This window comes from Desulfovibrio inopinatus DSM 10711 (assembly GCF_000429305.1).
GTDB lineage: Bacteria > Desulfobacterota > Desulfovibrionia > Desulfovibrionales > Desulfovibrionaceae > Alteridesulfovibrio > Alteridesulfovibrio inopinatus.
Genome location: NZ_AUBP01000006.1, coordinates 135,035 through 161,435 on the forward strand (window position 1 = coordinate 135,035; position 26,401 = coordinate 161,435).

The 26,401-nt window shown below is 47.9% G+C and carries 22 protein-coding genes and 2 pseudogenes; 11 read left to right on the forward strand and 13 right to left on the reverse strand.

Translation table 11 applies throughout. The features are described from left to right. Positions 1-14: 14 nt before the first annotated feature. The gene (gene mazG, locus G451_RS0106910; protein ID WP_027183668.1) at positions 15-806 is read left to right on the forward strand and encodes a nucleoside triphosphate pyrophosphohydrolase; all 792 of its coding nucleotides are present in this window, start codon (positions 15-17) and stop codon (positions 804-806) included. A gap of 270 nt (positions 807-1,076) precedes the next feature. Further along, on the forward strand, positions 1,077-1,979 hold the full coding sequence (locus G451_RS34060) for a hypothetical protein (protein WP_156921543.1): 903 nt from the start codon (positions 1,077-1,079) through the stop codon (positions 1,977-1,979). 85 nt (positions 1,980-2,064) lie between these two features. Here the strand turns inward: G451_RS34060 and G451_RS0106925 are convergent, their stop codons facing one another. From G451_RS0106925 to G451_RS0106945, 5 genes are read right to left on the reverse strand one after another with little or no spacing between them, the layout of a single operon-like run. Then, entirely contained in the window at positions 2,065-4,278 is a 2,214-nt protein-coding gene (locus G451_RS0106925) for a chemotaxis protein CheA (protein WP_245587784.1), read from the reverse strand. 14 nt (positions 4,279-4,292) lie between these two features. Next, a complete protein-coding gene (locus G451_RS28120) occupies positions 4,293-5,429 on the reverse strand; it encodes an Hpt domain-containing protein (protein WP_034641172.1) in 1,137 nt (378 codons plus the stop codon). Between the two features lie 56 nt (positions 5,430-5,485). Beyond that, positions 5,486-5,779, reverse strand: coding sequence for an STAS domain-containing protein (locus G451_RS0106935; RefSeq protein ID WP_027183672.1), 294 nt, complete (start codon positions 5,777-5,779; stop codon positions 5,486-5,488). Continuing rightward, complete coding sequence (locus G451_RS0106940) at positions 5,776-6,204, reverse strand: ATP-binding protein (protein ID WP_027183673.1); 429 nt, start codon at positions 6,202-6,204, stop codon at positions 5,776-5,778. The genes G451_RS0106935 and G451_RS0106940 overlap by 4 nt, the downstream gene beginning before the upstream one ends. Before the next feature lie 45 nt (positions 6,205-6,249). Beyond that, positions 6,250-7,401: a PP2C family protein-serine/threonine phosphatase gene (locus G451_RS0106945; RefSeq protein ID WP_245587785.1), complete on the reverse strand. Its 1,152-nt coding sequence runs from the start codon at positions 7,399-7,401 to the stop codon at positions 6,250-6,252. 249 nt (positions 7,402-7,650) lie between these two features. Here G451_RS0106945 and G451_RS0106950 point away from each other — a divergent pair, with 249 nt between their 5' ends. Together G451_RS0106950 and G451_RS0106955 are read left to right on the forward strand one after the other, a co-directional pair. Further along, complete coding sequence (locus G451_RS0106950) at positions 7,651-8,040, forward strand: NifB/NifX family molybdenum-iron cluster-binding protein (protein WP_027183675.1); 390 nt, start codon at positions 7,651-7,653, stop codon at positions 8,038-8,040. Between the two features lie 80 nt (positions 8,041-8,120). Further along, entirely contained in the window at positions 8,121-8,984 is an 864-nt protein-coding gene (locus G451_RS0106955; RefSeq protein ID WP_027183676.1) for a LytR/AlgR family response regulator transcription factor, read from the forward strand. Between the two features lie 80 nt (positions 8,985-9,064). On the opposite strand, the gene G451_RS0106960 is transcribed toward G451_RS0106955, so the two are convergent. The 4 genes from G451_RS0106960 to G451_RS28125 are packed head-to-tail and all read right to left on the reverse strand — an operon-like array spanning position 9,065 to position 15,371. After that, positions 9,065-10,117 (reverse strand): diguanylate cyclase, encoded by a 1,053-nt coding sequence (locus G451_RS0106960; RefSeq protein ID WP_027183677.1) that lies wholly within the window; start codon positions 10,115-10,117, stop codon positions 9,065-9,067. After that, a complete protein-coding gene (locus G451_RS0106965) occupies positions 10,114-10,686 on the reverse strand; it encodes a chemotaxis protein CheB (RefSeq protein WP_051261246.1) in 573 nt (190 codons plus the stop codon). The genes G451_RS0106960 and G451_RS0106965 overlap by 4 nt, the downstream gene beginning before the upstream one ends. Before the next feature lie 2 nt (positions 10,687-10,688). Beyond that, positions 10,689-11,525, reverse strand: coding sequence for a CheR family methyltransferase (locus G451_RS0106970; RefSeq protein WP_027183679.1), 837 nt, complete (start codon positions 11,523-11,525; stop codon positions 10,689-10,691). 18 nt (positions 11,526-11,543) lie between these two features. Beyond that, a complete protein-coding gene (locus G451_RS28125; RefSeq protein WP_051261248.1) occupies positions 11,544-15,371 on the reverse strand; it encodes a response regulator in 3,828 nt (1,275 codons plus the stop codon). Positions 15,372-15,526: 155 nt separating this feature from the next. Between G451_RS28125 and G451_RS0106980 the strand changes: the two genes are divergently transcribed. Beyond that, positions 15,527-16,306, forward strand: coding sequence for a hypothetical protein (locus tag G451_RS0106980; protein ID WP_027183680.1), 780 nt, complete (start codon positions 15,527-15,529; stop codon positions 16,304-16,306). A gap of 163 nt (positions 16,307-16,469) precedes the next feature. On the opposite strand, the gene G451_RS0106985 is transcribed toward G451_RS0106980, so the two are convergent. Then, on the reverse strand, positions 16,470-17,363 hold the full coding sequence (locus tag G451_RS0106985) for a hypothetical protein (RefSeq protein WP_027183681.1): 894 nt from the start codon (positions 17,361-17,363) through the stop codon (positions 16,470-16,472). 427 nt (positions 17,364-17,790) lie between these two features. On the opposite strand from G451_RS0106985, the gene G451_RS34540 reads away from it, so the two are divergent. The 5 genes and pseudogenes from G451_RS34540 (at position 17,791) to rpmA (ending at position 20,186) form a co-directional block, all read left to right on the forward strand. Further along, entirely contained in the window at positions 17,791-18,249 is a 459-nt protein-coding gene (locus tag G451_RS34540; RefSeq protein ID WP_051261250.1) for a ComF family protein, read from the forward strand. Between the two features lie 164 nt (positions 18,250-18,413). Then, positions 18,414-18,611 carry a hypothetical protein gene (locus tag G451_RS34980; protein WP_051261251.1) on the forward strand — a complete coding sequence of 66 codons (198 nt, stop codon included), beginning with the start codon at positions 18,414-18,416 and terminating at the stop codon, positions 18,609-18,611. Between the two features lie 12 nt (positions 18,612-18,623). Further along, positions 18,624-19,520 (forward strand): annotated as a pseudogene (locus G451_RS28130) (SO_0444 family Cu/Zn efflux transporter); the annotation flags it as partial. A gap of 66 nt (positions 19,521-19,586) precedes the next feature. After that, positions 19,587-19,904: a 50S ribosomal protein L21 gene (gene rplU, locus G451_RS0107000; protein WP_027183683.1), complete on the forward strand. Its 318-nt coding sequence runs from the start codon at positions 19,587-19,589 to the stop codon at positions 19,902-19,904. 12 nt (positions 19,905-19,916) lie between these two features. Beyond that, positions 19,917-20,186 carry a 50S ribosomal protein L27 gene (gene rpmA, locus G451_RS0107005; RefSeq protein ID WP_027183684.1) on the forward strand — a complete coding sequence of 90 codons (270 nt, stop codon included), beginning with the start codon at positions 19,917-19,919 and terminating at the stop codon, positions 20,184-20,186. A 289-nt stretch (positions 20,187-20,475) separates the two neighbouring features. On the opposite strand, the gene G451_RS32415 is transcribed toward rpmA, so the two are convergent. The 3 genes from G451_RS32415 to G451_RS0107025 all read right to left on the reverse strand — a co-directional run bounded on the left by G451_RS32415 (position 20,476) and on the right by G451_RS0107025 (position 24,071). Next, entirely contained in the window at positions 20,476-21,678 is a 1,203-nt protein-coding gene (locus tag G451_RS32415) for a tetratricopeptide repeat protein (protein ID WP_084448424.1), read from the reverse strand. Positions 21,679-22,362: 684 nt separating this feature from the next. After that, positions 22,363-23,412, reverse strand: a complete 1,050-nt coding sequence (locus tag G451_RS0107020) for an iron-containing alcohol dehydrogenase family protein (RefSeq protein ID WP_027183685.1) — start codon at positions 23,410-23,412, stop codon at positions 22,363-22,365. Next, positions 23,409-24,071: an HAD-IB family phosphatase gene (locus tag G451_RS0107025; protein ID WP_027183686.1), complete on the reverse strand. Its 663-nt coding sequence runs from the start codon at positions 24,069-24,071 to the stop codon at positions 23,409-23,411. The genes G451_RS0107020 and G451_RS0107025 overlap by 4 nt, the downstream gene beginning before the upstream one ends. Before the next feature lie 1,306 nt (positions 24,072-25,377). Between G451_RS0107025 and G451_RS34545 the strand changes: the two are divergent. After that, positions 25,378-26,032, forward strand: a pseudogene (locus tag G451_RS34545) (transposase family protein); the annotation flags it as partial. Positions 26,033-26,401: the final 369 nt, after the last annotated feature.

Here is a 26,401-nt window from a genome sequence, read left to right on the forward strand (position 1 = left end):
ATAAGGAACACAAAATGAGTGCAAAAGACGCCCACGCCCTCGAACACCTCTCGCAAGTGCTTGATACCTTGCTCAGCCCGGAAGGTTGTCCCTGGGATAAAGCACAAACCCCCAAAAGTCTCTGCGATTATATAATCGAAGAGTCCTTCGAACTTGTCGACGCCATTCGTAGCGAAGACGATGCCGCTGCGCTCGAAGAAGTCGGCGATGTATTGTTTCTTCTGCTCTTCGTGACAAAACTCTATCAACGTGACGGCAAATTCACTCTGGCACAATCCATTGATGCAGAGTCAGCAAAAATGATCCGCCGCCACCCCCATGTTTTCGATGATCTTGAAATCGCGAATAGGGAAGAACTCATGCGCAACTGGGAGCGTATCAAGCGCATGGAGAAAAAAGAAGGCACCAGCATTTTCGATAGCCTTCCTTCGGGGCTGCCCCCTCTGCTCAAAGCCTACCGCATCCATTCGAAAGCCGCCCGTGTTGGCTTCACATGGGAAAACGATACCGATGTCAAAAACGCTCTCGATGCAGAGTGGGAAGAACTTGCCAAAGCGCAGGAATCCGGCAACCTCCAAGCTATTCAAGAGGAATTCGGCGACTATCTCTTTACGCTCACGGAATACGGCCGACGCTTAGGGGTTAAAGCCAACACATGCCTTGATCATGCGAATAAAAAATTCCTCGACCGATTTGCCAAACTCGAAGTACTGGCCAAACGTGACGGGAAAGATATTGCCGACATGACGCTTGCTGAACTCGATGCTCTCTGGGACAAAGTCAAACTGGATCCAGAGAATGATTAGCAGGTAACGATTTCACGACGGGAGAAGGAGCGACATACTCATATGACGCTCCTTCTCCTCGATTATCCCAGTTCCTCCCGCGTCGCTCCCGCGACCGGTTCTCTTTCCATCTCCCAGACCGCAATCACTGCGTCTGTTTCTCTCAAGAGTTCTTGTCCCAAGCCGTACTCTGTATTATTATATATATTGAATTCCACGGTCCGGCATTGTCCGTTTTCATCCCTCTGATACCGCAATCGGCATGCTGGGCATACTACGCGGGGGTGTATCATGCGCCGTATTTTATTGTCCCTCGTTGTGTCTCTGCTTACCATTTTCACAGCGATTTCAGCCACAGCACAACCATGGTCGGCTGCGCAAATACTTTACGCCAATTACAGCCGGGCTGTCTGGACGAATTATTACCAAACACTCTGGGACCCGGGCCGTCCTGGACACGGCTATATCGGATGGTCCAATCCATATTTTTACAACAGACCATTCTATTCCTCGCCGTTTGTCTATTCTCCCTATGCTCCATATTGGTATTCAAACGGATTCTATAATGGATACTGGACCGGATTTCTGCGGCCGAACAGGCCACCGTTCCCGCCTCCCGGCTACTACGGCAACACGAGCTCCAATATATATCGAGCAGCGGCCTCTCCGCGTCCGTATGCTCCGCCCGTTACCGCAACGAATACAGTCCATCGACCTGTCACAAATCCTCCTGTGTACAACCGATATCGAGCTGCAACGCATACCCAAAACACCAGGGCCGCTGTTGCCTCGAACCCGGCGTGGCGGCAACGCACGCGATCGATATCGCCTTCGGGGTATACGAGCCCACGTGACACGTCTGCCGCGCTCGTCAATACGCCTCGCGCTGCTCCAGCCTCTGCAGCATACAATCGATATCGTGCAGTGACTCAAGTCAACGCAAGACGAGCAACGATCTCTCCAAGTGCCTATGGACAACGATTCCGACAGGCGCCGTCTTCAGCGTTTCGTACTTCGCATTCCGTTTCCGGAACACGGCCCAGCTTCACGCCTCCTCGGTCGTCCGGTCGTATCGTCCCTCGTGCATTCCAAGCACCGTCCCGAAACTTCTCCCGAACAGGATTTCAAGCGGGTCCCCGAAGTCGTAGCGGTTTTCGTTCCAGACCTATGAGGCCAATAGGCATACGCCGTTAACAACAGTAACGCCAAAAAACGCGGGAGAGGAGTCACACCTCGTCTCCCGCGGCCTTTCCATACGTTCTTTTATCGGCCTCTCGACCTAGCGTGTTGACGCAATTAATGTCTGAATATCGAGAATGAGAGACATGGAGCCGTCGCCGTTGACCGTTGCCCCGGATATACCCTCAACATTACCAATTGCTCGACCGAGGCTTTTGATGACGGTTTGTTGTTGTCCTAGAACTTCATCAACGGCAATACCAACCCGTTTTTGCCCGTTCCATGTAATAACAATCTGCTCAAGAGGAGGAGGTGGTCCGGCAAGGGCAAAGGTTTCGCGCAGACGTAGATAGGGAACAAGCTCACCACGCAGATGCAATGTTCGATTCCGCACATTGCTATCTCTTTCCGCTGCAGACAGTTCAACACACTCTTCAACTGCGGCAAGAGGGATGATATACATTTCATTCGACGCACGAACCTGCAAACCGTCAATAATCGCCAACGTCAGCGGAAGTTTGATAGTCAGCGTGGTCCCCACGCCGTATTCACTTTGAATATCAATTTTACCGCGCAGAGCGTCCATACTTCGTTTGACCACATCCATGCCGACACCACGGCCCGAAACACTCGTCACTCGCTCGGCCGTGGAAAAGCCAGGTTGAAAAATCAAAGCAAATGTTTCGGTATCACTCAAGCGGACATCGGGGCTGAGCAACCCCTTTTCTATGGCTTTGTCCCGAATGACTTTCGGATCAATCCCCTTCCCGTCATCGACAATACGGACAACAACTTCACCACCAACATGTTCAGCAGAAAGAACGATACGTCCCTGAGGCGGCTTCCCAACTGCTACGCGCTGTTCGGGAGGCTCGATACCGTGATCAATACTGTTACGTAAAAGATGCACTAACGGGTCATTGAGTTGCTCAATAACGGTTTTATCCAGCTCTGTTTCTCCCCCCTCGGTCACCAGTTCGATTTCTTTATGCAACTCTGCCGAAAGATCACGAACCAAGCGCCGAAAACGACTGAATGTCGTCCCAATAGGGAGCATACGCACACTTAACGTATTATCACGCAAGTCATTACTCAAATGCTCGATTTCTTCCGCCACACTCGTCAGTTCAAGATGCCCAATTGATGCCGCAATCTGCGTCAGTCGAGCTTGAGCAATAACAAGTTCCCCGACAAGATTGACCAGGTTGTCCAACTTGACGGCTTCAACACGAATACTTTGCGCTGATTGTGGCCGGGGGGTTGATGCAGATGTTGAAGGAGAGCTGGGTGTCGCCACGCTGTCCGTCGAGGCTGATTTGCGAGGCTCTTCTGTCGCTTGCACGGGCTTGAAATCCGCCGGTGCAACAGGAGATGGCTCTGATACGAAGGGTATCGTCTCGGACTCTGGAGGAAAAGATAAAATGATCGGTGTTGGTTCAGCCTCCAACAAGGCTGCATAGTCTTCCTCTGACACCCTCCCGTGTTCCATGCATGCAGCAAGCACGTTGCTGTATTGAGACTCCTCAGGCAACCGGCCTTGTGTATCGATACATTGTATGGTCGATTGATTCTCATTCACAAAAAAGAGAACATCTTCAATTAAATCTTGCTTTTTCGGTGTGGAGATAAAAACATGCCATACAAGATGCCCGTCATGAATATCCAAATCATCCAGGAGAGGCAGCTTGGAATCGTCACACATGACAACAACGTCTCCTAGGTTCCGCAATTCATCAAGAATGCTCTGAGGGTCCGTTTGCTCAAGCACACCCGGCCCGACAAGATTGAGCCGAACATGATACGTACACAGTGTATCATTCGATGTCGCTGACACGGGAGAGGGTGTTGTATCAAGGGGCTCGTTGGATGCATGATTTTCTTCGCCAGAGGTTTCAGTGCTGTCGTCCTCTGTCGTTTCGGCATGAACTGCCATAACGGGAGCCTCTCCGGTATCCAGTAGCGCTTGAACTCCAGTCAACAGTTCCAGCGTTTTTTCTTCGTCCACATCGCCATCTTGCTTTTCCAACATCACGGCCATTTGATCTTGAACGGCAAAGGTCAGATCGATAAGCTCTTTTGTGACATGGAGCTCCCCTTTGCGGACTTTGTCATAAACGGTTTCCACATCATGGGCCAAAGAGACAACGCCTTCCACGCCGAACATGCTGCAGGCCCCTTTTATGGTATGGATAGCGCGAAAAATGCGATCAACTCGTGATTTGTCGCCGTGATCGGCGTCCAACTCAAACAGAGCGGCTCCAAGCTCTTGAAGTTGCTCACGAACTTCTTCGAGAAACAGCGACTGCATATCCATATTTGACCTTTCCATTAAGCAAAAAAAGTTTCGGTGCGTACGCCGGCTCGTTTTGCCAGATCAGCCAACACCTGTGGAAGACCATCTTTATACGTAAAATGCATGTTGCGCCCTCGAAACGTCTTTCCTGCCGACATCAGAAGTTGCAGGCACATCGAATCACATTCTGCCACCTGTGTCAGGTCACAATGTGCATCCAGATTCTTTTCCAAAATAAACAGCAAAGCCTGTTGCATGGTCGCCGCTCCAGCCCTCGTCAATGCGCCGTGTGCCGTCAACAGACAAATTCGATCATAACAGTTCACATGAACGTCCCCAAAACATACATGCTCCTGTATCGGAGAATTCAATAAATCTGCATCGGGCTGCCCATAATCTATTGGAGTCGAAGCAGGGAGTCTCCCCGGATCGATACGCGTGATATGATCATTCCCAACAGAAAACAGGTGCCCAATTAAATCCGGCTCAATGATCGTTGCGAACAGAACAATAAAGGGGATGGAATTCACGATTTCATCACAGAGCACACCCACAGCGTCAAAATCAATCTTGCAGTCGAGGATAAGACCGGCTGATTCCATTCCCGATATGATTTCAAGAGGTGTTTTCCCTTTTGCCTGGACATCATGAATTAAATCATATTCAACAATGTATAAATATTTTCCACCCTTCAATGCTTGATTCAAATCAAGTTCAGTCACCTGAAAGACAAAGGGAGATCCAGGAGAACCGACATTTTTACAGGTATCCATGCCCACACGTTCGGATTCCGGCAACAGTTGCAAAGTAAGCTTCTTCAAAACATCCAATGCATCCTGAATATCTTCCTCGTCACTCGCCTCGACATGTTCACACAACGATACCAATCGATCGAAGCCACCAAGCAGCGCTGTAATGATTTGATTGTTCGGCACAAGCTCCCGGTTGCGGATCATATGAAGGATGCTTTCCAATTTGTGCGAGAGTTCACGGATATTGCGCAGGTTCAAAAAGCCAGCTCCACCTTTAATGGAATGCGCTGCGCGAAACACCTTGTTCACAATCTCTTCATCAATGCTGACTCCAGCCTGCTCCATGTCCATGAGATTCGACTCAATATTGGCAAGATGCTCTTTCGTGTCCTCAACGAACATGTGCAGGATTTCATCCATGTTATCCTCCGGAATAAATAACTGTAGCTGATAGGGTGATCGCGAAGTATGCGTATTTACATAGTGAAGTGACGGTCTAAACGCATAATGTTAAAAAGTCTCATAATATCTGATGAAACATTCTTCAACGCAAGATTTCCATCATTCTTTTTCAAAGTATTATGCGTTGCAACCAACAATCCAATACCTATTGAATCGATGGAGGTAACATGAACCATATCTATGGTCAGCGATGAATCGTCTTGCACTAAAAGTTCTTCAATACATTTTCTCAACGCATCAACATGAGAGGCGATAATATCAAAATCTGGAATAAAAACTGACTTTTCTCCTTCACTACGTTGCGTCATGGCGCCTTCACTCCAGTTATATGTTTCACAATATCAAGTGTTTTACTTGACTCATCGTATGTCAATACATCAGCATAATGCTTCATAATTGTAATGCCTCGTCCACTCGTCCCGACAACATCGACAGACTTTTCATACTGCGACTGCAGATCAAAACCGCGCCCCTGATCTGTTATACGAAGGGCAATACGGTCCGGGAAAAGACGAAATTGAAGATTAACACTTTTCTCTTGTCTTTGTTGATTCCCATGGATGATAGCATTAAGAAGTGCCTCCCGCAAAAGTAAAAGTAAATCAAAAATGAGAGACTGCAGTTCATTCTGTTTTAAGAACTCTTCAACGTACGATGCGACTTCGTCAACACTACACAATGCCGATGAAAGACTTATATCAAAACCATCAGGGCATGTTTTTACATGCAACATAACCCCTCCATCGCTTCACAACAATACAAACTTCACTATCCCAAATTAGATTTCGATACCTAACAACACAACGTCATCGTCTGGAGATGTGTTCTCCGGAAACATGTGCATCATGATATGGTCCAAGGCCTTTTCCAAAGTCATTGACGACACCTCTTCTGCCAAGGCCATCAGTTTGACATCTCCCTGTGTACGCCCCCTGTCCGGACCAGTCTGTCGTTCTACCAAGCCATCGGTATATAAATACAAGCGATCACCGGAATTGACCCGTAATGTCAGAGTATCAAACTGAACACTTTCAAAGACACCGAGAATATCCCCTTTCGCCTCAAGCATGATCGGCGTTTCCCCACGAGGCACATATACCGGTGGCGGGTGCCCGGCTCCAGCCAACGTGAGTTGGGACATATTTCTGTTGAGGCAGACATAGCACCCCGTAAGATGCTTCCCATCTCGTAAAAGATGAAGCAGCACCGCATTCATCGTCCTGAGCGTTTCTTCAACGGAAAAAAGTGGCCCGGTGTTTTGATGAATCAACGCTTTGAGCGATGACGTCACAAAGGAGGCACCAAGATCATGCCCAGAAATATCCGCCACAAAATATCCAGTAATATGCTCACTCACCGGAAAAACATCATAATAATCCCCACCCGCTTCAAGGATGGGAAGATACCGAATAGCGAATTGCGCCTCGGGCATATCCTCAGGCCGAACCAGGATAGCCTGTTGTGCATCACGAATCTGTGCAAGCTTGGCCGCCTGTTCCTGAATGGCTGCACGATAGGCCTGCCGTAATTTAATATGAATTTTGACTCGAGCAAGTACTTCGAGCTTGGCAAACGGCTTCGTGATATAATCGACCGCACCCATACTCAATCCCCGAACCTTGAAATCGACCTCCTGCAATCCGGAGATGAAAATAATTGGGATTTCCGTTGTTCGAGGATCGCTTTTGAGCGCTTCACACGTCTCAAAACCGGATTCTCCAGGCATCATAACGTCGAGAAGAATAAGATCTGGCTGAAATTCGTTAGCAAGATACCGGCCACGCTTGCCGTCACGAGCCAAATGAACACGAAACCCGGAACCTTCAAGGATGCGTTGAAGTGCTTTCAGATTGATGATCTCGTCATCGATGACAAGAATAGTGGGAATTTTTTCCATGGCTCCGACCGCTTTCATCACGATGCCATTCACTGCATTGTCCCAAGAATACAACGATACAAAAATACGATGATCATAAGGCTACAGCCTTCGCATAATATAATGCCCTCCTGAAATCCAGCACATCATATGGTCGATGTATCCTCTCCTTGAAATTGGGAATGGATTGAAGAAAAAACACTTCCACAAACACAGCCTTGCGTGCTATAAAAAAAAGACCATCTTTTTTTCAATAAAACAGAGTGGCAAGAACTGACTACTCACATATGAGGGGAGGAGAGAATGTTTATTGCAATCAGCGTCAATGGGGAGACGTTTGACAGCACTGTAGCCGACTGGCCGCAGACAGCTCCGGGATTTGTCGTGATCGATGAAGCAAGCCATCATTATGGCTACATCGACAATGATCCTGCAACAACACATCTTGTTGATGCGCTTCTTGAAATGAAAACAGCGGTACTCATTACAGGTCGCATTGCAAAAGCAACCGCCAATGCAGTACAATCGGCTGGCATTGATATCTTTCTAGCTGCGGGTATGACCTTGCTTGAAGCTCTGAATGCATATAAGTCGAGAAGACTTGAAGAACTTTCCGACATGATGCCGACAGAGTCCCTGTCGCAAACGATAACAGGGCCAGCTCCTGAACCATTCCCTCTGGCTGTCACCTAGACAAAAATCCCCTTGTCTCACATCCAATGGCGAGATACGAAACGAATGCGGGAGAGGACGATACCACCTACTGATATATCATGTCTCATATAACAACCTTGCTGCTTCACTCAGACCCGAATGCGAGAGCCTCGTTGCGAAAATTATTGCACGAGGTTGATTTCATTCGGGTTGTCGGCGAGGCTGTGAGCGCAGCCGAGGCATTAGAACTCCTTGAAGGTATCTCATACGGGCTTTTTTTTGTTGGTGTCGAACTTGATGGCGGCGTGAGCGGGATTGAACTTGCGCAAATGCTCGCCGGCCGCAAAAAACGTCCCGGCCTTGTTTTCTTGGCAGAAAATGAATCCTTGGCCTTCACGGCTTTTGAACTTGGCGCTGTGGATTACCTGTTGTTGCCCATTGCCTCTGAACGCTTCCACCAAACAGTGGAACGCCTTTCCAGAATGCGTTCCGCGTTCAAGGACATTCCGACTCCATCATGGCGTGATGATGACGGAGAAGAAGACAGGGAACAGACGGTTCAACTTCCTTTAGGTGAGGAAGAGGAAGGACAATTCATTTCAGCCTTACGGCAGGCATGGGATCCCAAAAGCTTGGCCCGTCCTCTGGACATTGAAAAGCTTCCCATCTCCATGGATGGGAGAACTATTTTACTCCCGTATGACCAGATCATTTTCGTGGAAGCCTACGAAGACTATTCGTTTGTCCACACTGCCTCGAAAAAAATTCTGACTTCATTTCGTCTGAAGAATCTCGAAGAACGCCTCAAACCCTTCCGCTTTTTTCGCGTTCATCGAAAATATCTTGTCAATCTCGATATGGTGACCGAAATCGCTTCATTGCCTGGAGGCAACTTTATGCTTCGGACGATGGGAAAAACCCGGATCGAACTCCCTATCAGTCGCCGACGCATTCCCGAACTCAAGCAGATCTTAGGCTTGTAATGCGCCCCTCTCGCGCAATGAAGGAAATGGCGCCACGCAAAAGGTACTTCGTCGGCACATCATCAGTCGGCACAACACGTCTACACCTCTTCCATTCGACTATCTAAGATGACCACGCGGTTGCGTCCATTTTCTTTTGCCTGATACAATGCCGAATCCGCAGTTGCCACAAAGCGAGCAGGAGCTTGTCCCACATAGGTTGCATCCGCACTGGCGATGGAAAGGGATTGTGGCCTAATCGTTGTCAATCCGATACTGACCGTGACAACATCGGCGATAAGCGACATGCGATGGACCAACCCCATATCTTCCACTTGGAAACGTAACGCTTCACCAATGGCACGTGCGCCTTCTCGATCCGTCAATGGCATGATGGCGACAAATTCTTCTCCACCATATCGGGCAAGCAAATCCGTACTTCGTTTAAGCGCATTTTCAAGTGCGCGTGCTACCCGACGCAGGCAGACATCGCCTTGTTGATGCCCATACGCATCATTATAAAGCTTAAAATAGTCAATATCGATCATCGCCAAGCTCAATTCGGAGCCATCACGAATGGCACGTGTCCACTCACCGGATAACACCTGATCAAAACGGCGACGATTGGCCAACCCCGTCAACCCATCACGCAATGCCATATCTGCAAGCTGCCTATTGGCAACGCGCAATGCATCTCGTGTCTCGGTTAATTCACCAACAATTTTGTCCAGTTCACGATTCTTTGCGGCAAGCTGCCGATTTTTCTCTGCCAACTGAAGAAAAACATTTGCTTTGGAACGAACAATGATTGGTTCAAGTGGTTTGAAAAGATAATCGACCGCCCCGGTTTCATAGCCACGAAAAACATATTTTTGCTCGGTATTAAGAGCAGTCACAAAAATAATCGGAATATCGCGGGTTTTCATACTCCCACGCATCAGTTCGGCGACTTCAAAACCATCCATCTCCGGCATCTGAACATCAAGAAAAACCAAAGCGTATTCCGCACGCAACAGCTTGGCTAACGCTTCAGGTCCAGAGCGTGCTGTATCGACTTCTACTTGAAGAGGCTTGAGGATCCCTGCCAACGATGTAAGGTTCGCGGTCTGATCATCGACCAATAAAATTCGAGCTGTTGTCGTTTCGATATTCATCGCTCACCCCACCTTCTCAAGTACGAAACCATATCCTGCGGCGAAAGCACAGCATCGGCTCCAGCGCGCGACAGTGCAGCTGCGGGCATATATGGAAATGCTGCCATATCCGGCTTCTGAACAATGCCCACACCACCCCGTCTCCGTATAGCTTGCAGTCCGGCTGCACCATCATCATTCGCGCCTGTTAATATCATCCCAAGAACATTTTCACCAAACGCATCGGCAGCCGATTCGAACAAAACATCAATCGAAGGCCGAGCATGGGAAACAGCCGGCTCCTTCGTCAAGGTAAAACTCCCTTCCGACTCGATAAGAACATGGTACCCAGCTGGAGCAAAATAAATACACCCCGTTTTGATCATTTCATGTGGACCAGCTTGAGTCACTTTGAGACGACATCGTTTCTCCAATGCATCGACAAGAAAATCCACGGTCTCAGTGTCCCCATGTTGTACGACCACCACAGGGACATGGAAATCAACGGGAAGTTCCGGAAGAATCCGTAAAAGCATATCAATTCCTCCGGCTGATGCTCCCATGACAACAAGTCGAGAAGTACCTTCCATGGTCAATGTGCTTTTCGATAAATACGCTGTCCGGCATCAACGACATCAAATCGCCTGTCCAATGTCGTTCCTTGGAGTCCTTCTTTGGGGCCGAGACAGAAAAAACCTCCAGGAACAAGACTTTTATCAAACATTTCCAAAGTCTTTTCCTTTCTCGATTTTTTAAAATAAATCATCACATTGCGGCAAGCGATACAATGCATTTCCCCAAAAAGGGTATCCGTTATAAGATTATGCTCGGCAAAAACAATTCGCTTCCGCAATACCGGGTTCATCACCATGGCTCCCTGCGTGATGTGATAATAATCCACAGCGTCATGCTGTCCGCCACCGAGTAGGTAATTTTTTGAAAAGACACGTGCATCTTTGACATCATACCATCCCAAACGCGCTTTCGCCAGCGCATTGCTATCAAAGTCCGTCGCATAAATTCGACAACGGTCAATCAACCCTTCTTCAGTCAAAACGATCGCCATGGAGTATGCCTCTTCACCAGTTGCGCATCCTGCCAACCATACCTTGAGGTACGCATAGGAACGTAACCAAGGCACAACCTTATTCCTGAAAACCGCGTAAAACATGGGATCACGGAACAACTCTGTTACGTTGACCGAAAAACGAGCAAGAAAAGAACGAAAAAGGTTCGCGTCATCAAGCAACCGCGCCAACATGCTTGCACCAGAGTTGAAATCGGTTTCGGAGAGGAAAAACCGCAATCGGCGACGCACATGAGCCCGGCTATATTCTCGCAAATCATACTCGTAAACACGAGCAATTGCAGCAAGTGCACCGTCGAGTTCCTCATCGGACAAACCAATATCAACCTCATTCTTCTCCATGTTCACACGTGTGCTCCTTTACTTGGCAGAAATCCAGACACGCATGAGACTGAGTAATTTTTCGCTCTCAATTGGTTTCGATAAGTAGTCGCTTGCACCGACCTCAAGACATTTCGCTTTATCATCTTTCATGGCTTTCGCCGTGAGCGCAATAATCGGTACGCTTTTGTATGCCTCCTGTTTCCGAATAGCCTCAATGGTCTCATATCCATCCATCTCCGGCATCATGATATCCATGAGTATAATGTCAACATCAGAGGTCTCATGAAGTCGATTTATCGCTTCGTGACCATTTGATGCGTTGACCACCCGCATACCGCGACTTTCAAGGATTTGAGTCAAAGCAAAAATATTCCGCACGTCATCATCGACAATGAGTACTGTATGCCCGTTCAGGGACGAAAAACCTCCAACTCCATTATTATCGTCGCGCGAAACCTCAACATCTAAGCACGTGATTTCATTTTCGGTTTTCTCAACTTTAGAAAGGAACAACGCCATCTCCTGTAACAACCGTTCAGATGATTGTTCACTGGAAACAATTATGCTTTTGCAATATGGAGACATCGCTTCGGCCATACGTGGATCAATACCGCTTTCTGCAAAGGCAATAATCGGAATTCCCCCCGCTTCATCAATATCATGGAGCTGGCGCAATCCATCAAAGGTTTCTTGTTCAGACGTACCAAAAACAACGAGCACAAAATCACATGATCGTTCTTTGAGACGAGCAATGCCAGCTTCTATTGAGGACAACGTTTCTACATTGAATCCTTTCTCTTCCAAAAAAGTCCCCACAGCTCCCGGAGCAATAGAGTCGATTTCCAGGATAACAACATCGGAAATCGAAGACGGCTTATCCAAAGCCATTTCGCCAACAACTTCATCGAGTCGATTGATGTCCACAGGCTTTGATAAATAGCCAGAGGCTCCACGACCAAGCGATGCAACGATATCTTCTCGTCCAGATATGACATGAACTGGAATAGATGCGGTCACGGGATCGGCTTTGAGTTGTTCGAGAACGGCCCACCCATCCATGTCCGGCAGACTCAAATCGAGAACAATACCATGGGGGAGAAGTGTACGCGCCTGCTCCAATCCAGACTTTCCATGCGGAACCACAACAGCTTTCAAACCTTGATCTTTGATGAAGCGACTGACCAAGCTGGAAAACGCGATATCATCTTCAATAACAAGGACGGTTTTGGCACCATTGTCTTCATTGGGGGCTTCATCCCCAGCCTCTGAAGACGATTCAACCGTACGCGGCATACGCAACGGAAGATACAATGTAAAAACACTCCCTTCTCCTGCCTTGCTTTCGACTGTAATGGAGCCGTGCAAGAGTCTGGCTAACTCCATGGATATGGATAATCCAAGTCCCGTGCCTCCGTATTTGCGACTGATTGCACCATCGGCCTGAGTAAAGGCCTGAAAAATTTGATCGTACTTCTCGTCGGGAATACCGATTCCTGTATCGCGTACCGAAAATGCAAGCACTGACTCGTGATGCCCTCCGGGTATGTCACATTCGTCTGGATTAACCGGGCGTATGAGGAGTTCTACATGCCCGTGTTCCGTAAACTTTATGGCATTGGACAACAGATTACTCAAAATTTGCCGTAATCTCTGCTCATCCGTGTATATGGTTTCGGGCGTATCTGGAGCGACTTCCACTCTTAGGCCAAGGCGTTTGCTTTCGGCGTGCTGTTCAAATACGGACTTCATTGTTTCCGCGACAAAAGCAACAGACACTTCTTCATATTGCGCTTCCATATGTCCGGCTTCAATTTTGGATAGATCGAGAATGTCACTAATCAGTGTCAATAAATCCGTTCCGGAATCATGTATGGTTCGCGTGAACTCCAACTGTTGTTCATTGAGATTTCCATCCATATTCTCTGTCAACAACTGGGATAAAATGAGGATACTATTGAGTGGAGTTCTCAATTCATGCGACATATTCGCCAAAAATTCGGATTTATATCGACTGGCCTGCTCGACCTCAGCCTTCACCTGAAGTACTTCAGCATTGGTTTTGCGCAAGTCGTCCCGTTGTTTTTCCATGGCTTCGGCACGTTCTTCCAACTCTTCATTGACCGCACGAAGCTCTTCTCGTTGCTCTTCCAGTGTACGTTGCGTATGGCGTAACGCTTCGGCCTGTTCCACAAGCTCTTCGTTTGTCGCCCGTAATTCTTCTCGTTGTTCTTGCAATTGAATCGCCGACTGTTGCGCTTCCACCAAGAGCGTTTCTACGCGAAAACGAGAAGACAATTCGGCCAATACCGGCCCCAAGCTCCCAACCGCCACTTCTATAAAATCACGCTCGTGTGGCTCAAAGGGCGACAAGGAACCCAAAAGCATAACGGCGACAACGCGATCTTCTTTCAGAAGTGGCACAACAATAACTGCATTGACGTGTCGTTCATCAATACCGGTATGAAAAACTGGCGCGTGTTCAAGAAGTGGGCCCTGAAAAACAATCGTCTCTTTCTCAAGGGCGCATTGCCCAACGAGTCCTTCACCAAGAGCTATTTCATTAAAATTGCCTTTTCGGTCCGAAAACGCATGACTGACCGTCAAACGTAGATTTTCGTTATTTCGTTCAAAATAGGCGCCGAGAACTGCTGGTGTACGCTTGATCAGAAGTTCCAAAACATAGCGCACGGTCTCTTCTTTAGCCTGGACAAGACGCAACACAGCATCAAGTTCGTTTTGTCCATCCTTAATCCACATGGAAATCCGAAGTTTGTCGGCCATGGCATTAAGCGCCTGACCAAGAATTGCAAACTCGTCTTTATTCCCCTTTGCCACATCCAGGCGACTCGTCAAGCGCCCATCGGCAATATCATTGGCAAAAGCAACATAGGCAAAGATAGGACGTACAATGCGAGGAAACAAGACAAACAAAGCAACAAGACCAATCACAAATGAAAATGTCCCCACGACCAGAAGTATAGCAAGTGTCCTTGTATTTTGTGCCTGCAATACAGGACCAAGATAATCTTGTTCTTTTTTCATTTCTTTAGCAATTGAATCAAAATGGCTTGTTACTTCTGTCTCGAGACGCGTCATTTTGTCAAAAACAAGTGAATCACGTTGCAATATATCATCAGAAATTGATCGAAATGCGTCGGAGTAGTTATCAACCATCGTCATTGCTGAGCGCTGTAGAATCAACACTTTCCGGCTATTATCAATTTGTTCAAGTGCATGAAGATGCGTCTTTAATTGATTAATAAAATCTCTACATTGCGCAGCTTTGCTTCGTGACGGTGATCGCATGAATTCAACTACGCATAAACGACTTTTCATTAACGAAGTAAATGACTGCTCAATTCTCCATGAAACTTGATCCTGTGCAGCAGAATCTTCGAGAAATTCTTCAAACATCGTCTCAAGAAGCGAACCTTGGTGATGCAATACATTGTCGAATTGCTCTGTTACAATGCCATCAAGTCGGACAACGCGTTCAAACGTCATATTAAATTCTGAAAGAGCTGCATATCCTTTCTCTATCTCTTCCAAACGAGACTTGTCTTCAAAATGCTCTCTCGTATATGAAATATCTTCGTTGACCCGCTTCCAGAGCGTTGAGTACAGTTCAACATCTTTTTTCCCTCTATCTGCAAGGTACGCATTTGCATAAGAGCGTAAGCGGAGAATATCTGAGCGCACGGTCGATGATGCATTTGCATCCAGTGCCCATTGCCTGTATTGTTCGAATCCCTGAGAAGATGCACTCAGCGCAATGAAAGAAAGGACGAACATAATAGCCAACAAAACAAGGAGAAGCCCAAAAATAAAAGATAATTTCATTCGAATACCAAGAGAGGACAACATATTGACTCCCTGCTATTGTTTGGGACAAAATCATTCTTCACTTTGAAGTCGATTTTTATTTTCTTGTTCGCTCTTTACGTTTATATGAAAAAAGAAATGGTTTCTATCAAGAAATAGCAAAATTGTATAACACATCAAAAAACAAAGGAGCCTGCATGCGTATACGCACCGTTGCTTGCTTTGCGTTGTGCCTGACTACTATGCTGGTCGGCTGTCAGACTTCATCCCGTAAAGCCAACGAAATTGCTGACCAACAAATGGTACAACGAGTTTCGTACTCGTCTACCCCTGGTCCGACAGTGGTCGTTATCCCCGGAGAAATCAAAAGTGCAAACGCAACGTATGCGCAAAAAATTTCATCAAACAATATTGCTGATTTTGCCGAAATCGAATTGGGGAGAGCGAACTTTAAAGTGCTCGACCGTGCCGACCTCGGAGCCATCCAGCAGGAATTCGCCACAGCCGCAACCATGGGAGATCCCAGGGCTCTTTCCAAACTCAAGCGAGGCAAGTTCAAAACAACAAATGAAATTATCCGATTCGACATTCTCAAAGCTGAACCTGTCGCCAACGTCAAAACCGAATTCGATGGAACGTGGCTCGGCATTGGAACCGGCGCTCTGGTTGGTGGTCTGACGGGCAGTGTCGCGGCAGGAATCGGCTCCGGTGCCGTTGTCGGATCAGCCCAAGCCCATGACGAAACAGGAATTTGGATCGTGGGATTGCGGTATAAAGTTATCGACGCCAACACCGGTGAGCAGGTCGCTTCAGACTACTTTGAAGACAAAATGGAAATCAACTCTTCCGGTGGTGGATTTCTTGGCGTTTCGCAATCCGAAAGTTCCGGAACCAGCCTTGATTCAATGACCCAGCGGCTTATTCAACGTGCAGTACAAGACCTCGACAAACGTTTGAAACCAGCTTTCCCCAACTAACATCAATTGACGCCAACCATTTCAAGAGGAGGAGCTGATTCCCGTTCAGGCATTCAAAGCAACCAAGTCTCTCCAAGAGAGGGTTGCAACCTGAGTGCCTCAGTGGAACCAGCATCCTCCCTTATGAAAGGCCCCATAGGTTTCCCACGTCATATTCCCTTTTTCAATTTCTCTCTTTCCCAGGTTCTGCACCTTCTTGAGATCGCGCCCAAAGTCGATACGCTTGTTGTCGCATCCACTTGATCCACCCTCCAGCAAATGCCTCCAAGGCCTGGCATTCACTGGCGCTGATATCTCTCCCCCGATCAAGTCCAACATCCTTTCGTTCGTGGGAAAGCGGCGTTGTAACAACAAGCACGAGTCGACGATCCGGCGCAAGAGGCAGATACGCTCCAACGCCCCCAACGAGTACGCTCTCACGCACAGCATAAAAAACAGTCCAACGCGGTTCCGGAGTATCTTCCGAGACGAAAGCCCAAAGAACTCGAGTCAATTCTGGTGTTACAAAGACGACATCGAACCGATCTTCCCATGGATCATTTGGCTCTCGTGCCTCTGTATACCGCCAAAATCCAGAGGGAACCGGAAAATTCTCCGAACCGAACTCGGCAAGAGGGTTTTGCTGCCAGACGACTGCCAACACCGTATCATGCGGCCCGCCATATACATGCGACGACATGACCCCCAACCCATTGGCAATATCCGGCTCTGTATCGAGTTCGTTAAAGCCCGGCGGGATATCAAGCCGGGGAAATAACGGAACTCTTGACGCACGGTCGCCAGGCTTCGTCCGGTCAGAACCCGACAATGGAGTCTCCTCAACTGTCCAGCCCTTGGCACTCATGCATTCCATCAAGGCCGCATCTTCTACGCGAACAATGGGACGACGACCAAACTGAGAAGCATCCAAGCCAGCTGTTTCCGCGACATGTCGACAGTCGGCCAGAGCAGTATCCAAACCGGCTCGACTTCCGTCAAAACGAACAAATTGCGGAGGATGCGATGCACATGCTGTAAGGCCAAGCAGAAGAGCGCTAAGCCAACGTCTCCAGTACATCCCCCTCTCCCGTGCTGCATGATATTGACGCTTCATCATGATTCCATCACAATGAATAGGAAAGACTTTATCAAGAACACACTTCATCGAAAAGACGATGCCTCACAACATTTTCACCCCATCTCCTCCTGTTTCCTCCGTCTGGAAAACGCGTATTAGGCATTTGGCACGCCATATTTTTCAATCACGTTGCCACAGTTGTGGCATCCCCATGGAACACGATGCTACGCACATTCCTTTCTCTTCAAAACTCCAGTTGTGCCCAGCCTGCCACAAACGCCTTGCTCCTCGTCGAAATGGATTTTGCCCAATTTGTGGCCACATGGAGCCGGACGAAATACCCTCACCTGCCACCTTTTGTACCGCCTGCCGGGAACACCGTCCCGCCTGCGCCAACGTGGTGTTTTATGGGTGTTACGAGGATTTGATGCGAGATCATATTCTTCGTTTCAAATTTGCAGGCGATTTCGCTTCCGGACGGCTCTTGGCACACTGCATGATAAACGCTTGGCTAACCCGTAAACTGCCCGAAAAACCGAACGTACTGGTTCCGATTCCGCTCCATCCAACCCGATTACGACAACGCGGCTTCAACCAAAGCTTGGAACTTTGCCGCCACCTGCGCTCAGCACTTCAACTGCCTATCAGCTCATCCGCTATTCGTCGTATCCGTCAAACCACACCACAATCGCAACTCTCCGCATCGCAACGCCATACAAATCTTATCAATGCCTTTCAAACAAATCCCAATCGTGTTGTTCGGAAAATCGTTTTACTCATCGACGACGTTGCAACAACCAACTCGACCTTGGAGGAAGCAGCTCAAGCTCTTCTCCGCGCTGGTGCGACTCGGGTTTTGGCGTTAGTTGCAGCCAAAGCACAATAGTAAAATGACTGGACTTTCCTTTTTGCAATGATTATGAAATTCAAAATCATGTTTTTCATACCAAAAAACGATAAAATCAAGCTCCCCTTTCTTTCCGCGTATCGCATTGCCTTCAAGCTACTGAAGACGTATGATTGGGAGCCCTCATGGAAGGAGTTGCCCCAATGGAATTGTTTCTTTCGTTTTTGAGTGCATCTTGGAGTATCCTTACGGAATCGGCCTTCTATATATTTTTGGGTTGTTTCGCCGCAGGGATGCTCAAAGCATTTTTACCACGTGATTTCGTGTCCTCGCACCTTGGAAAGCCCGGCCCGGCATCGGTAATCAAAGCAGCCATTCTTGGCGTGCCGTTACCGCTCTGAAGCTGTGGCGTTGTCCCGGCGGCTGCCGGGATTCGAGATCAAGGTGCCGGTAAAGGCGCCGTCGCGTCATTTCTCGTCGCCACACCGGAAACCGGTGTGGACTCGATCGCTGTGACCTATGCACTACTGGACCCGCTCATGACGATTCTCCGACCCATTACAGCGGTTATCACAGCCATTGTAGCCGGTCTGGGCGTCGAAGCATTGGATAAACACGCGACGAACACATCATCGCCCACACCAACACCTCCCCCTCTGGGAGGACTTCATGCCTCTCAGGATTTATTGAGTCCATTCGATCCATCGCAAGCAGCTCGCCTCGATGAACTCCCTCCTCCACCGACAAAACCGACAATTGTACAGCGCCTCCATACCGCAATGGACTATGGATTCGTTGAACTCCTCGGTGATATCGGTTCCTGGTTTCTCATTGGCGTCGCATTGGCCGGTGCGGTCTCGGCATTTATGCCTGACGACCTTATCGCATCGGTGCTCGGACGAGGCTTTATGCCCATGTTGGCGACTTTAGCATTGTCATTGCCGCTATACATCTGCGCAACGGCCTCGACACCGGTTGCTGCGGCACTGGCAGCTAAAGGTCTCACACCAGGAGCAGCGATGGTTTTCCTTGTGGCCGGACCGGCAACAAACATCGCGGCCCTGACTGTCACGGGGAAGCTGTTGGGGAAAAAGGCTTTGGCAGTATACCTTGCCGCCATTGTCATCTGTACGTTGCTCATGGGAAGCCTTGTCAATTTCATCTATGATCTTCTCGGCATCGACATCACCACCTGGCTTGCCGGAAACGAAGCTCACGGCCCGAGCCTCCTGGAGCATATCGCGGCCGTTGCACTTCTCGGATTGATCGCCTACGGTGGGTATCGCGAGCGCAGAAAAAAAGCTGCCTAGCCTCTTGACGGATTGCAATTTCATCATGTACAAGTCCTTTCCCCATTTTGCGGAGGTAATATACAAATGTACGCGATTATCGAAACGGGCGGAAAACAGTTTCGGGTTGAAGAAGGCCTGAAAATTGATGTGGAAAAGCTCGCTGCTGAGCCCGGCGGCGAAATCGTTCTGGATAAGGTCCTGTTCCTCGACAAAGACGGTGGCCCGCTGGTTGGCGAACCGTATCTCGAAGGCGCCAAGGTGACCTGTGAAGTTGTCGAGCACGGTCGTGGTAAGAAGATCATCGTCTTCCACAAACGCCGCCGTCAGGATTCCCATAAAAAGCAAGGCCATCGTCAGGATTACACCACGCTGCTGGTGAAATCCATCGAGGCCAACGCCTAAAGGAGATTCGTCATGGCTCATAAAAAAGCAGGCGGGAGTTCTCGCAACGGACGCGACAGCGCCGGACAACGGCGGGGAGTCAAACGCTTCGGCGGCCAGCAGGTTCTCGCTGGTAACATCCTCGTTCGTCAGCTCGGCACCAAATTTCATCCTGGTGAAAACGTCGGCATGGGTCGGGATTACACCCTGTTCGCTATGGCCGACGGTGTCGTTAAATTCGAAAAATATACCCGCAAGAAAAAAGTCAAGACGCGCATCAGCATCGTTCCGGCCAACGCCTAACGAGCATTCCGTCTGTTTCTTTTTTTTCTTCTTCGGGGAGAAGGTCTCTGAACCTTCTCCCCTTTTCCTGTTTCTTCAGAAAACTGGAAGAAAAGCGTAAAAAATGGGACAAGCGAATTCTGTCGTAGACATGCTTCGTCATTTCCCGTCTGGGGTATTGTATGGGAAACAGCCTCACTCCCCAGTTTGTCAGACTTCAGAAACGGCGATAGGCAAGCGATGAGGTTCGACGCGCGTGAACACCACGATATATGTTAGCTGCTGTTCAGTTAAAGCCGCGGTATCGTTGTTACATCTTCGGCTTCCACTGTGTCACCATGGCTTGCGCCTGTGCTATTTGTTCTGGAGTCATCTTCGATGTCACAAGCTTGAGAAACTTTATCGATTGTTCATCCCCTGAAGACGCCGCAAGATTTAAATATGCATGTGCCATGATATAGTTTTGCGTCACGCCATTTTGACCAAAAAAATAGGAACCTCCCAAAACATACTGGGCAGGAACATATCCAGCATTGGCTGACAACTGGAGAAAACGTAGGCCACTCTTTAAATCTTTAGCAACCCCCTCTCCATTGCAAAGCATTCTTCCTACAAAAAACTGCGTCATCGCATCGTCTTGAGCGGCTGCTTGCAAGGACCAATAGAATGCTTTTTCTAAATTTTTATGTACACCCAAGCCATCATGAAGCATCACTCCGACAAGAAGTTGGGCGTGTGCATCTCCTTGTTTGGCAACTTTTTGCCCCCAGAAGAAAGCCTTTTCATAATCCTGAACGACGCCGTCCCCCAAATAGTATTTTTCTGTGATTATCGATTGAGCCACTGCCTCTCCATTCTCCGCTCTCCCAAGCAAATCTTGAAATGCGGCATTTCCCTGATGAGATTCAAGAGGCTCCTTTTGCGTTTGGGTTTGATTCGTGGAGTTGCCAAGCCTTTGAGGAGTCTGCTTCTTCTCTTCTTTGTCCTCAATCTTGTATTTTGCCCTCATTGAATTGCGCAAGAAGGTAGCGTCAAAAGCCCGTGGCACTACGTTTTTGTCATTGAATGCAACGATCGTGAGGACAGCTTTAGGCTTGTCTATATTGTTCACAATCGTTGGCGTTGTATAGGTGTTCAGGCTGCCAGTCGTCTTTGCTGTGATCTTGTTGCTTGATGTAACACGAGCTGTTGTTGTCCCAGAATACGAGCCGTACGTCTGGCCAGGAACAACAATCGTGCTGTGTTTGGAATATGAGTTGTCTTCGTCGATGGCGAAATACTTAAACCCATGGTCCAAGCAAACCTCAGCGCAGCGCAATAAGGCATAGTCTTTTGCCCGTTCCCGTGATGTGAAACCATTTCCTTGAAATGTGACCTTAAAAACATTTGGAGCAAGAACAGTTTCATCAAACCCGCCAATAACAGACTCTTTCTGATATGGCGTTGCACATCCCCACAAGATAAAAATCACTGCCATAACCAAGAATATTCTTTTCATTTCCACACTCTCCATTACAAAATATTCTCATTACTATGCCACAGAAAGATGGATTAATCCATTTAAGTCAATCGTTTGCCATATCTCCCATTACGGAGCCGATAGAATCGGCACTCGCCTTGGCTCAAAAGAAATCACCGTTTCATGAACAAACATCATACTCAGTCTTCCAGCCCTGCTACTTGGAAAAACGCGTTCAGATGAATTCAAGTTTGGTTGCGGTCGAAGTATACAACCTCGCGCTCTCGTCGTACCTGCCAGATACGCCAAACGAAATTCCGGCTTAGCCTGATGGCGATTGATCCGTGCTGTCGGCGTCGAGCTCTAGAGATGTGCGCGGAAGAGACCATGCGATCAGGTTGCAAGCACTGACCTGCAGCCAAAGGTGCCGGTCTATCCACGCTAAGTCGTCCTGCTACTGTAGGCTGGAATGGACGCAGCAGACATTGAGTTCGTTAAATATCCAAAAATGATATAATTTATATTACCCACCGAAACTTTTCCCAAAAGAATACAGTACTTCAATGTATCTATGGGAAGCCTCCTCTGCGTCTGTGCAGCGTATCTCCTTTTCGATTTATTCCACACAGCAATGTAAAACATCTGGCGATGCGCTTCGCTTCTCCCAAGTATATATTTTTAAATAGCGTCACAAAAAAATACCACAAAGAGAAAGAGACAGGAGAAGAATGGATTTTATTACCTGAAGCACCCTTGCAACACAGGATCGGTGTCGATGAGGACACGTACTTCGGGTAGACAATCGCGCAAAGAAAGAACCGTAAAGAAATCCTCTTTCATGCTTGGCGCGAGACGAACGGCCTCAAGCCATTCTTCTCGCGAAAAGGGGTCAGCTCGGATTGCATCCCAAAAGCCGGTTTCTTTGAAAAGATGATCTACCGTGTACGGGTCCTGTCCTTGAAGCCGATTCATAAGATAGGTTGCTACACCCACCTGCAAACCATGAAGACGCGGCCGAGCCGACATAGAGTCAAGGGCATGGGAAATCAGGTGTTCGCTCCCACTCGCCGGTCGTGATGAGCCGCAGATTTCCATAGCTATACCATTCAGCATCAGCGCCGTACCCAGCAGGCTCATTCCCTGGGCATTGAATTGGGGGCGGGCGAGAAACTGCAGAACCGTTGCATCGGATAAAAGAGCCGACAGATCGTTGACGTGTTCACCGGTATTGTGGAAGGCGAGTTTCCAGTCGTATACGGCTGACAATTTCGAGACAAGATCTCCCACCCCAGACAGCCAGAGAATACGCGGCGCTGCAAGGCAAATGTCGATATCAATCACCACTCCACACGGTAGAGTTGAGCGAAGAGAGCGTCGTTTTCCTTGAATCGTCAGACTCGACTGTGGACTACAAAAGCCGTCATTCGATAGGGATGTGGGGACGGCGATGTACGGAAGTTGGGCCAAAAACGCCATGTATTTAGCCATATCCAATGCTTTGCCTCCACCAAGCCCGACAATAGCATCAAGCTTCTTGGGGAGTTGCGCAAATCCGGTGACCGCTTCCTCAAATGCATTCTCAGTGATGTCATTCCAAGAGACGATGTCAATATGTTCCTGATCCAGACCTGATTGTGCAGTCTTCACAATGGATTCCGGGAGTCCCTGGCTTGCGAGTACCAGCACGTGATGGTGACCACCGCGGTGTAAATAGATTCCCAGGCGAGCAAGTGCTCCGGCTTTGATGCGAACCAACCCCGGTACGGAAATATACGTTGCGTCGTTCATGGATATTCTCCTTCTGTGAGTATGCCTTCGGCAACATCGCTCCACACTGTAAAAGGACGGTACGATTCCCCTTGTTTTTCCAGGGCCTCAACAAGCGCATTTCGCGCAAACCGCATTGATTCCGGCACCTCCAATGCTGCTGGCAAATCAGGGTATCCGTCTCCGGCAAACGCCACAGTCGCCCCTTGCTCACGATAGAAGCGAACGAGAGCAGCCTTATCCACGCCAGTTTCAGCACACGTAAAGGGAGAGTCTGGAGGCATTCTCATACGTAACGACCCATTGGACGGATCATACACGCCGGGATTTGAGTAGACTTTCAATGTAACTCCAATCATTTTCAGAATACGCCGAATATACCAATCGCATCCAGCCGATGCGACGACGACCTCCCAGCCCGCCCGATGAAGCCGTTGCAACGCGTCAGCCAAGCCAGGATCGGGTTGCATATCACGCGCTAAGGCTTCAAGTTCTTCTTCTGAAGTTCGAATACGGCCAAAAATACGCTGGAGTGCCGTAAAATGAGTTATTTTTCCAGCCCGATAGTCTTCCCACGGGGTCAGTGCATCTGCTGGCAATACCCGTTCGGCAACGAGAAGATAAAACTCATTGGCGGTCATGGTACCATCGAAATCGCTAACCAAAACATTTTGTGACATATAACCCCCTCATTCCCTTCTCCACAAATCATTCGCTGTGATTTTCCGCCATGCAATGCAAGAAAAGAATATGGCGGCTCGATTGGTTCCGCTGGATATGATAAATAGAAATGGCCGGTCAGCCGTAAACTGCAGTAAATCGACATCTCATGGCTCGCTTATGCCAAATCTAACATATATCGTCCAGACGCAATTCTCTCTTCTACTCGAGAAATACTTCTCGGACTTGACCTGTCTATATCTTCACAGTGCATCATTATCCAACCAGGTCGTAGCCCACCTTCCTCAACAGGTTTGATGAGGTGGAATTCTTGAAACGTCGAAGCGGTGAACGCCAACAGGCGTTCTGCTCATTACAGCCACAAGATGAACCAGAACACTCTCTCCAAGGAGCAAACGATGAAAAGGCAGACACAGCGTATCACCAAAGTTTACACTGACAACATGACACTCCCGTTTTCAGCCGAGTCAATTTTTTCTTTATTCGTCCGTCTCATGGGTTGAAACCCTACTATTTCTATTGGTTATCGGCCATGTTGCAATTGCTGTCTCTCAAGGAACTTTTCCGGTCATAGCGGCAAAACAGAAAGAGCTCTTTCAATTGAGCTATCTTCAGGTCGGCCTCATAATGGCGGCCTTCATTATTACTTCTTTCGTCATTCAACCGGCTTTCGGGCATATAGCCGATCGATTTCGAATCCTGGAACGGCTAGGGACTGTAGACCAAAGCCTTAGACATACCCCCACTCTTGGCAACGATGCGCATGATTTTCCCGCCGCAAAAGCCAAGAAGCAATCTTGATGTTGAAGATGGAAACAGACAATCGCTCGTTGTCAGGCGTAGTGACACCACGCCATTCTTTTGAGCTGGTGTTAAACCCACGTTATCTTTCTCACATCCTCGGTTCCACTGCCTCACCATGGTTTGGGCCTGAGCTATTTGCTCAGGAGTTATCTTCAATCTAACGAGCTTGAGAAACCTTATCGATTGTCCCCCCTGAAGAAGTCACAAGATTTAAATATACGCACTCCATGACCGGGGCTTAGGCCACACGTATTTTACCCATCAAATTTCCTAGTGAATACGGCATGATTTCATAATCTCAATCTACAAATACATATAATAATCATGAATTTTAAATATATAAGCTACCATTTGACATCACATAATAATAAAACTACAAATAAGGACAGCTACAGAAACAAACATATTATAAATACAAAAAATCAGTAAATTAAATTAAAAATTTGCAATAATAGCTAAGGAAGCACTGATACAAGTTTAATTAAAAAATTAACGTATCTTATACTTCACTTAACAAGCAAAACGAACGAGGTCGCCACGCTAACGCCAGACAGACGATACGATATCCATGACCAAGTTTGGGAGAAACTCGACCCCATTCGCCAGGGAAAAATGGGCATGAGGTAGCATAGCAGAAGACAATCGGCAATTTATCAATGCTGTATCTGGGGTCATCCGCACTGGAGTTCCTTCGCGAGATATTCCACCGGATTTGAGTGACCTATGTTTGATGCAAACCACTGAAGGGTTCATCCGCATGCAGCAGGAACCAAAGAAATAACCAAGACATAAAACGCACGAAGGGGGCAACACAAAATTACATTTGGACTTGGACGCGAACGGTATGCCGGTCCGGGCTATTACTGCACCAGTAGATTGTAAAAAAGCAATCGCGCTGACTGTTGGCCTCAGCACACAATCTCATGTGCCTGACCGAGCATATGATACTGACGCTATTATTGAATAGTTCCAAAAACAGGGAACGGAACGAGGTATTCCCTCAAAGAAAAGCAGAAAAGGATCTCGAAAATGTGCCAAAGATTTATATAAATCCAGGCACATGGTGAAACAGGCATTTCTCCATCTCAAACGTTAGCGGTGTATAGCAACCCGATATACCAAGAATACAGCGTCACCTCTTGCAGTAATTTACATCCTGCGTATTGGCTTTTTGGTTAAAACCTCATCGCGACATCATCTAGCTATTGAAGAAAATACAGAAATAATTCGTCGTTATCATATCTGTATTGACTTTCAGCATTCGCGCCTTGCTACAGACACAAGCATGGCCGTGTGTACGAAAAAGTTTATATTCACAGCCTTAAATACCATATTCACCAACCTAACAGAGGATGAATTGATGATTATGGAACAGCGTACACGACTCGACGCTGGGTTGTAGAAAAGAAAATTTGCTTGGTTAAAGGGATTTGAGGATGTGCGCCCCAGGGATTGCAGTCGGTAGAGCAAGACCTCTGAACTTATAAAATTGGCATGCGTAATTATCATTATTTCCAGAGAAACC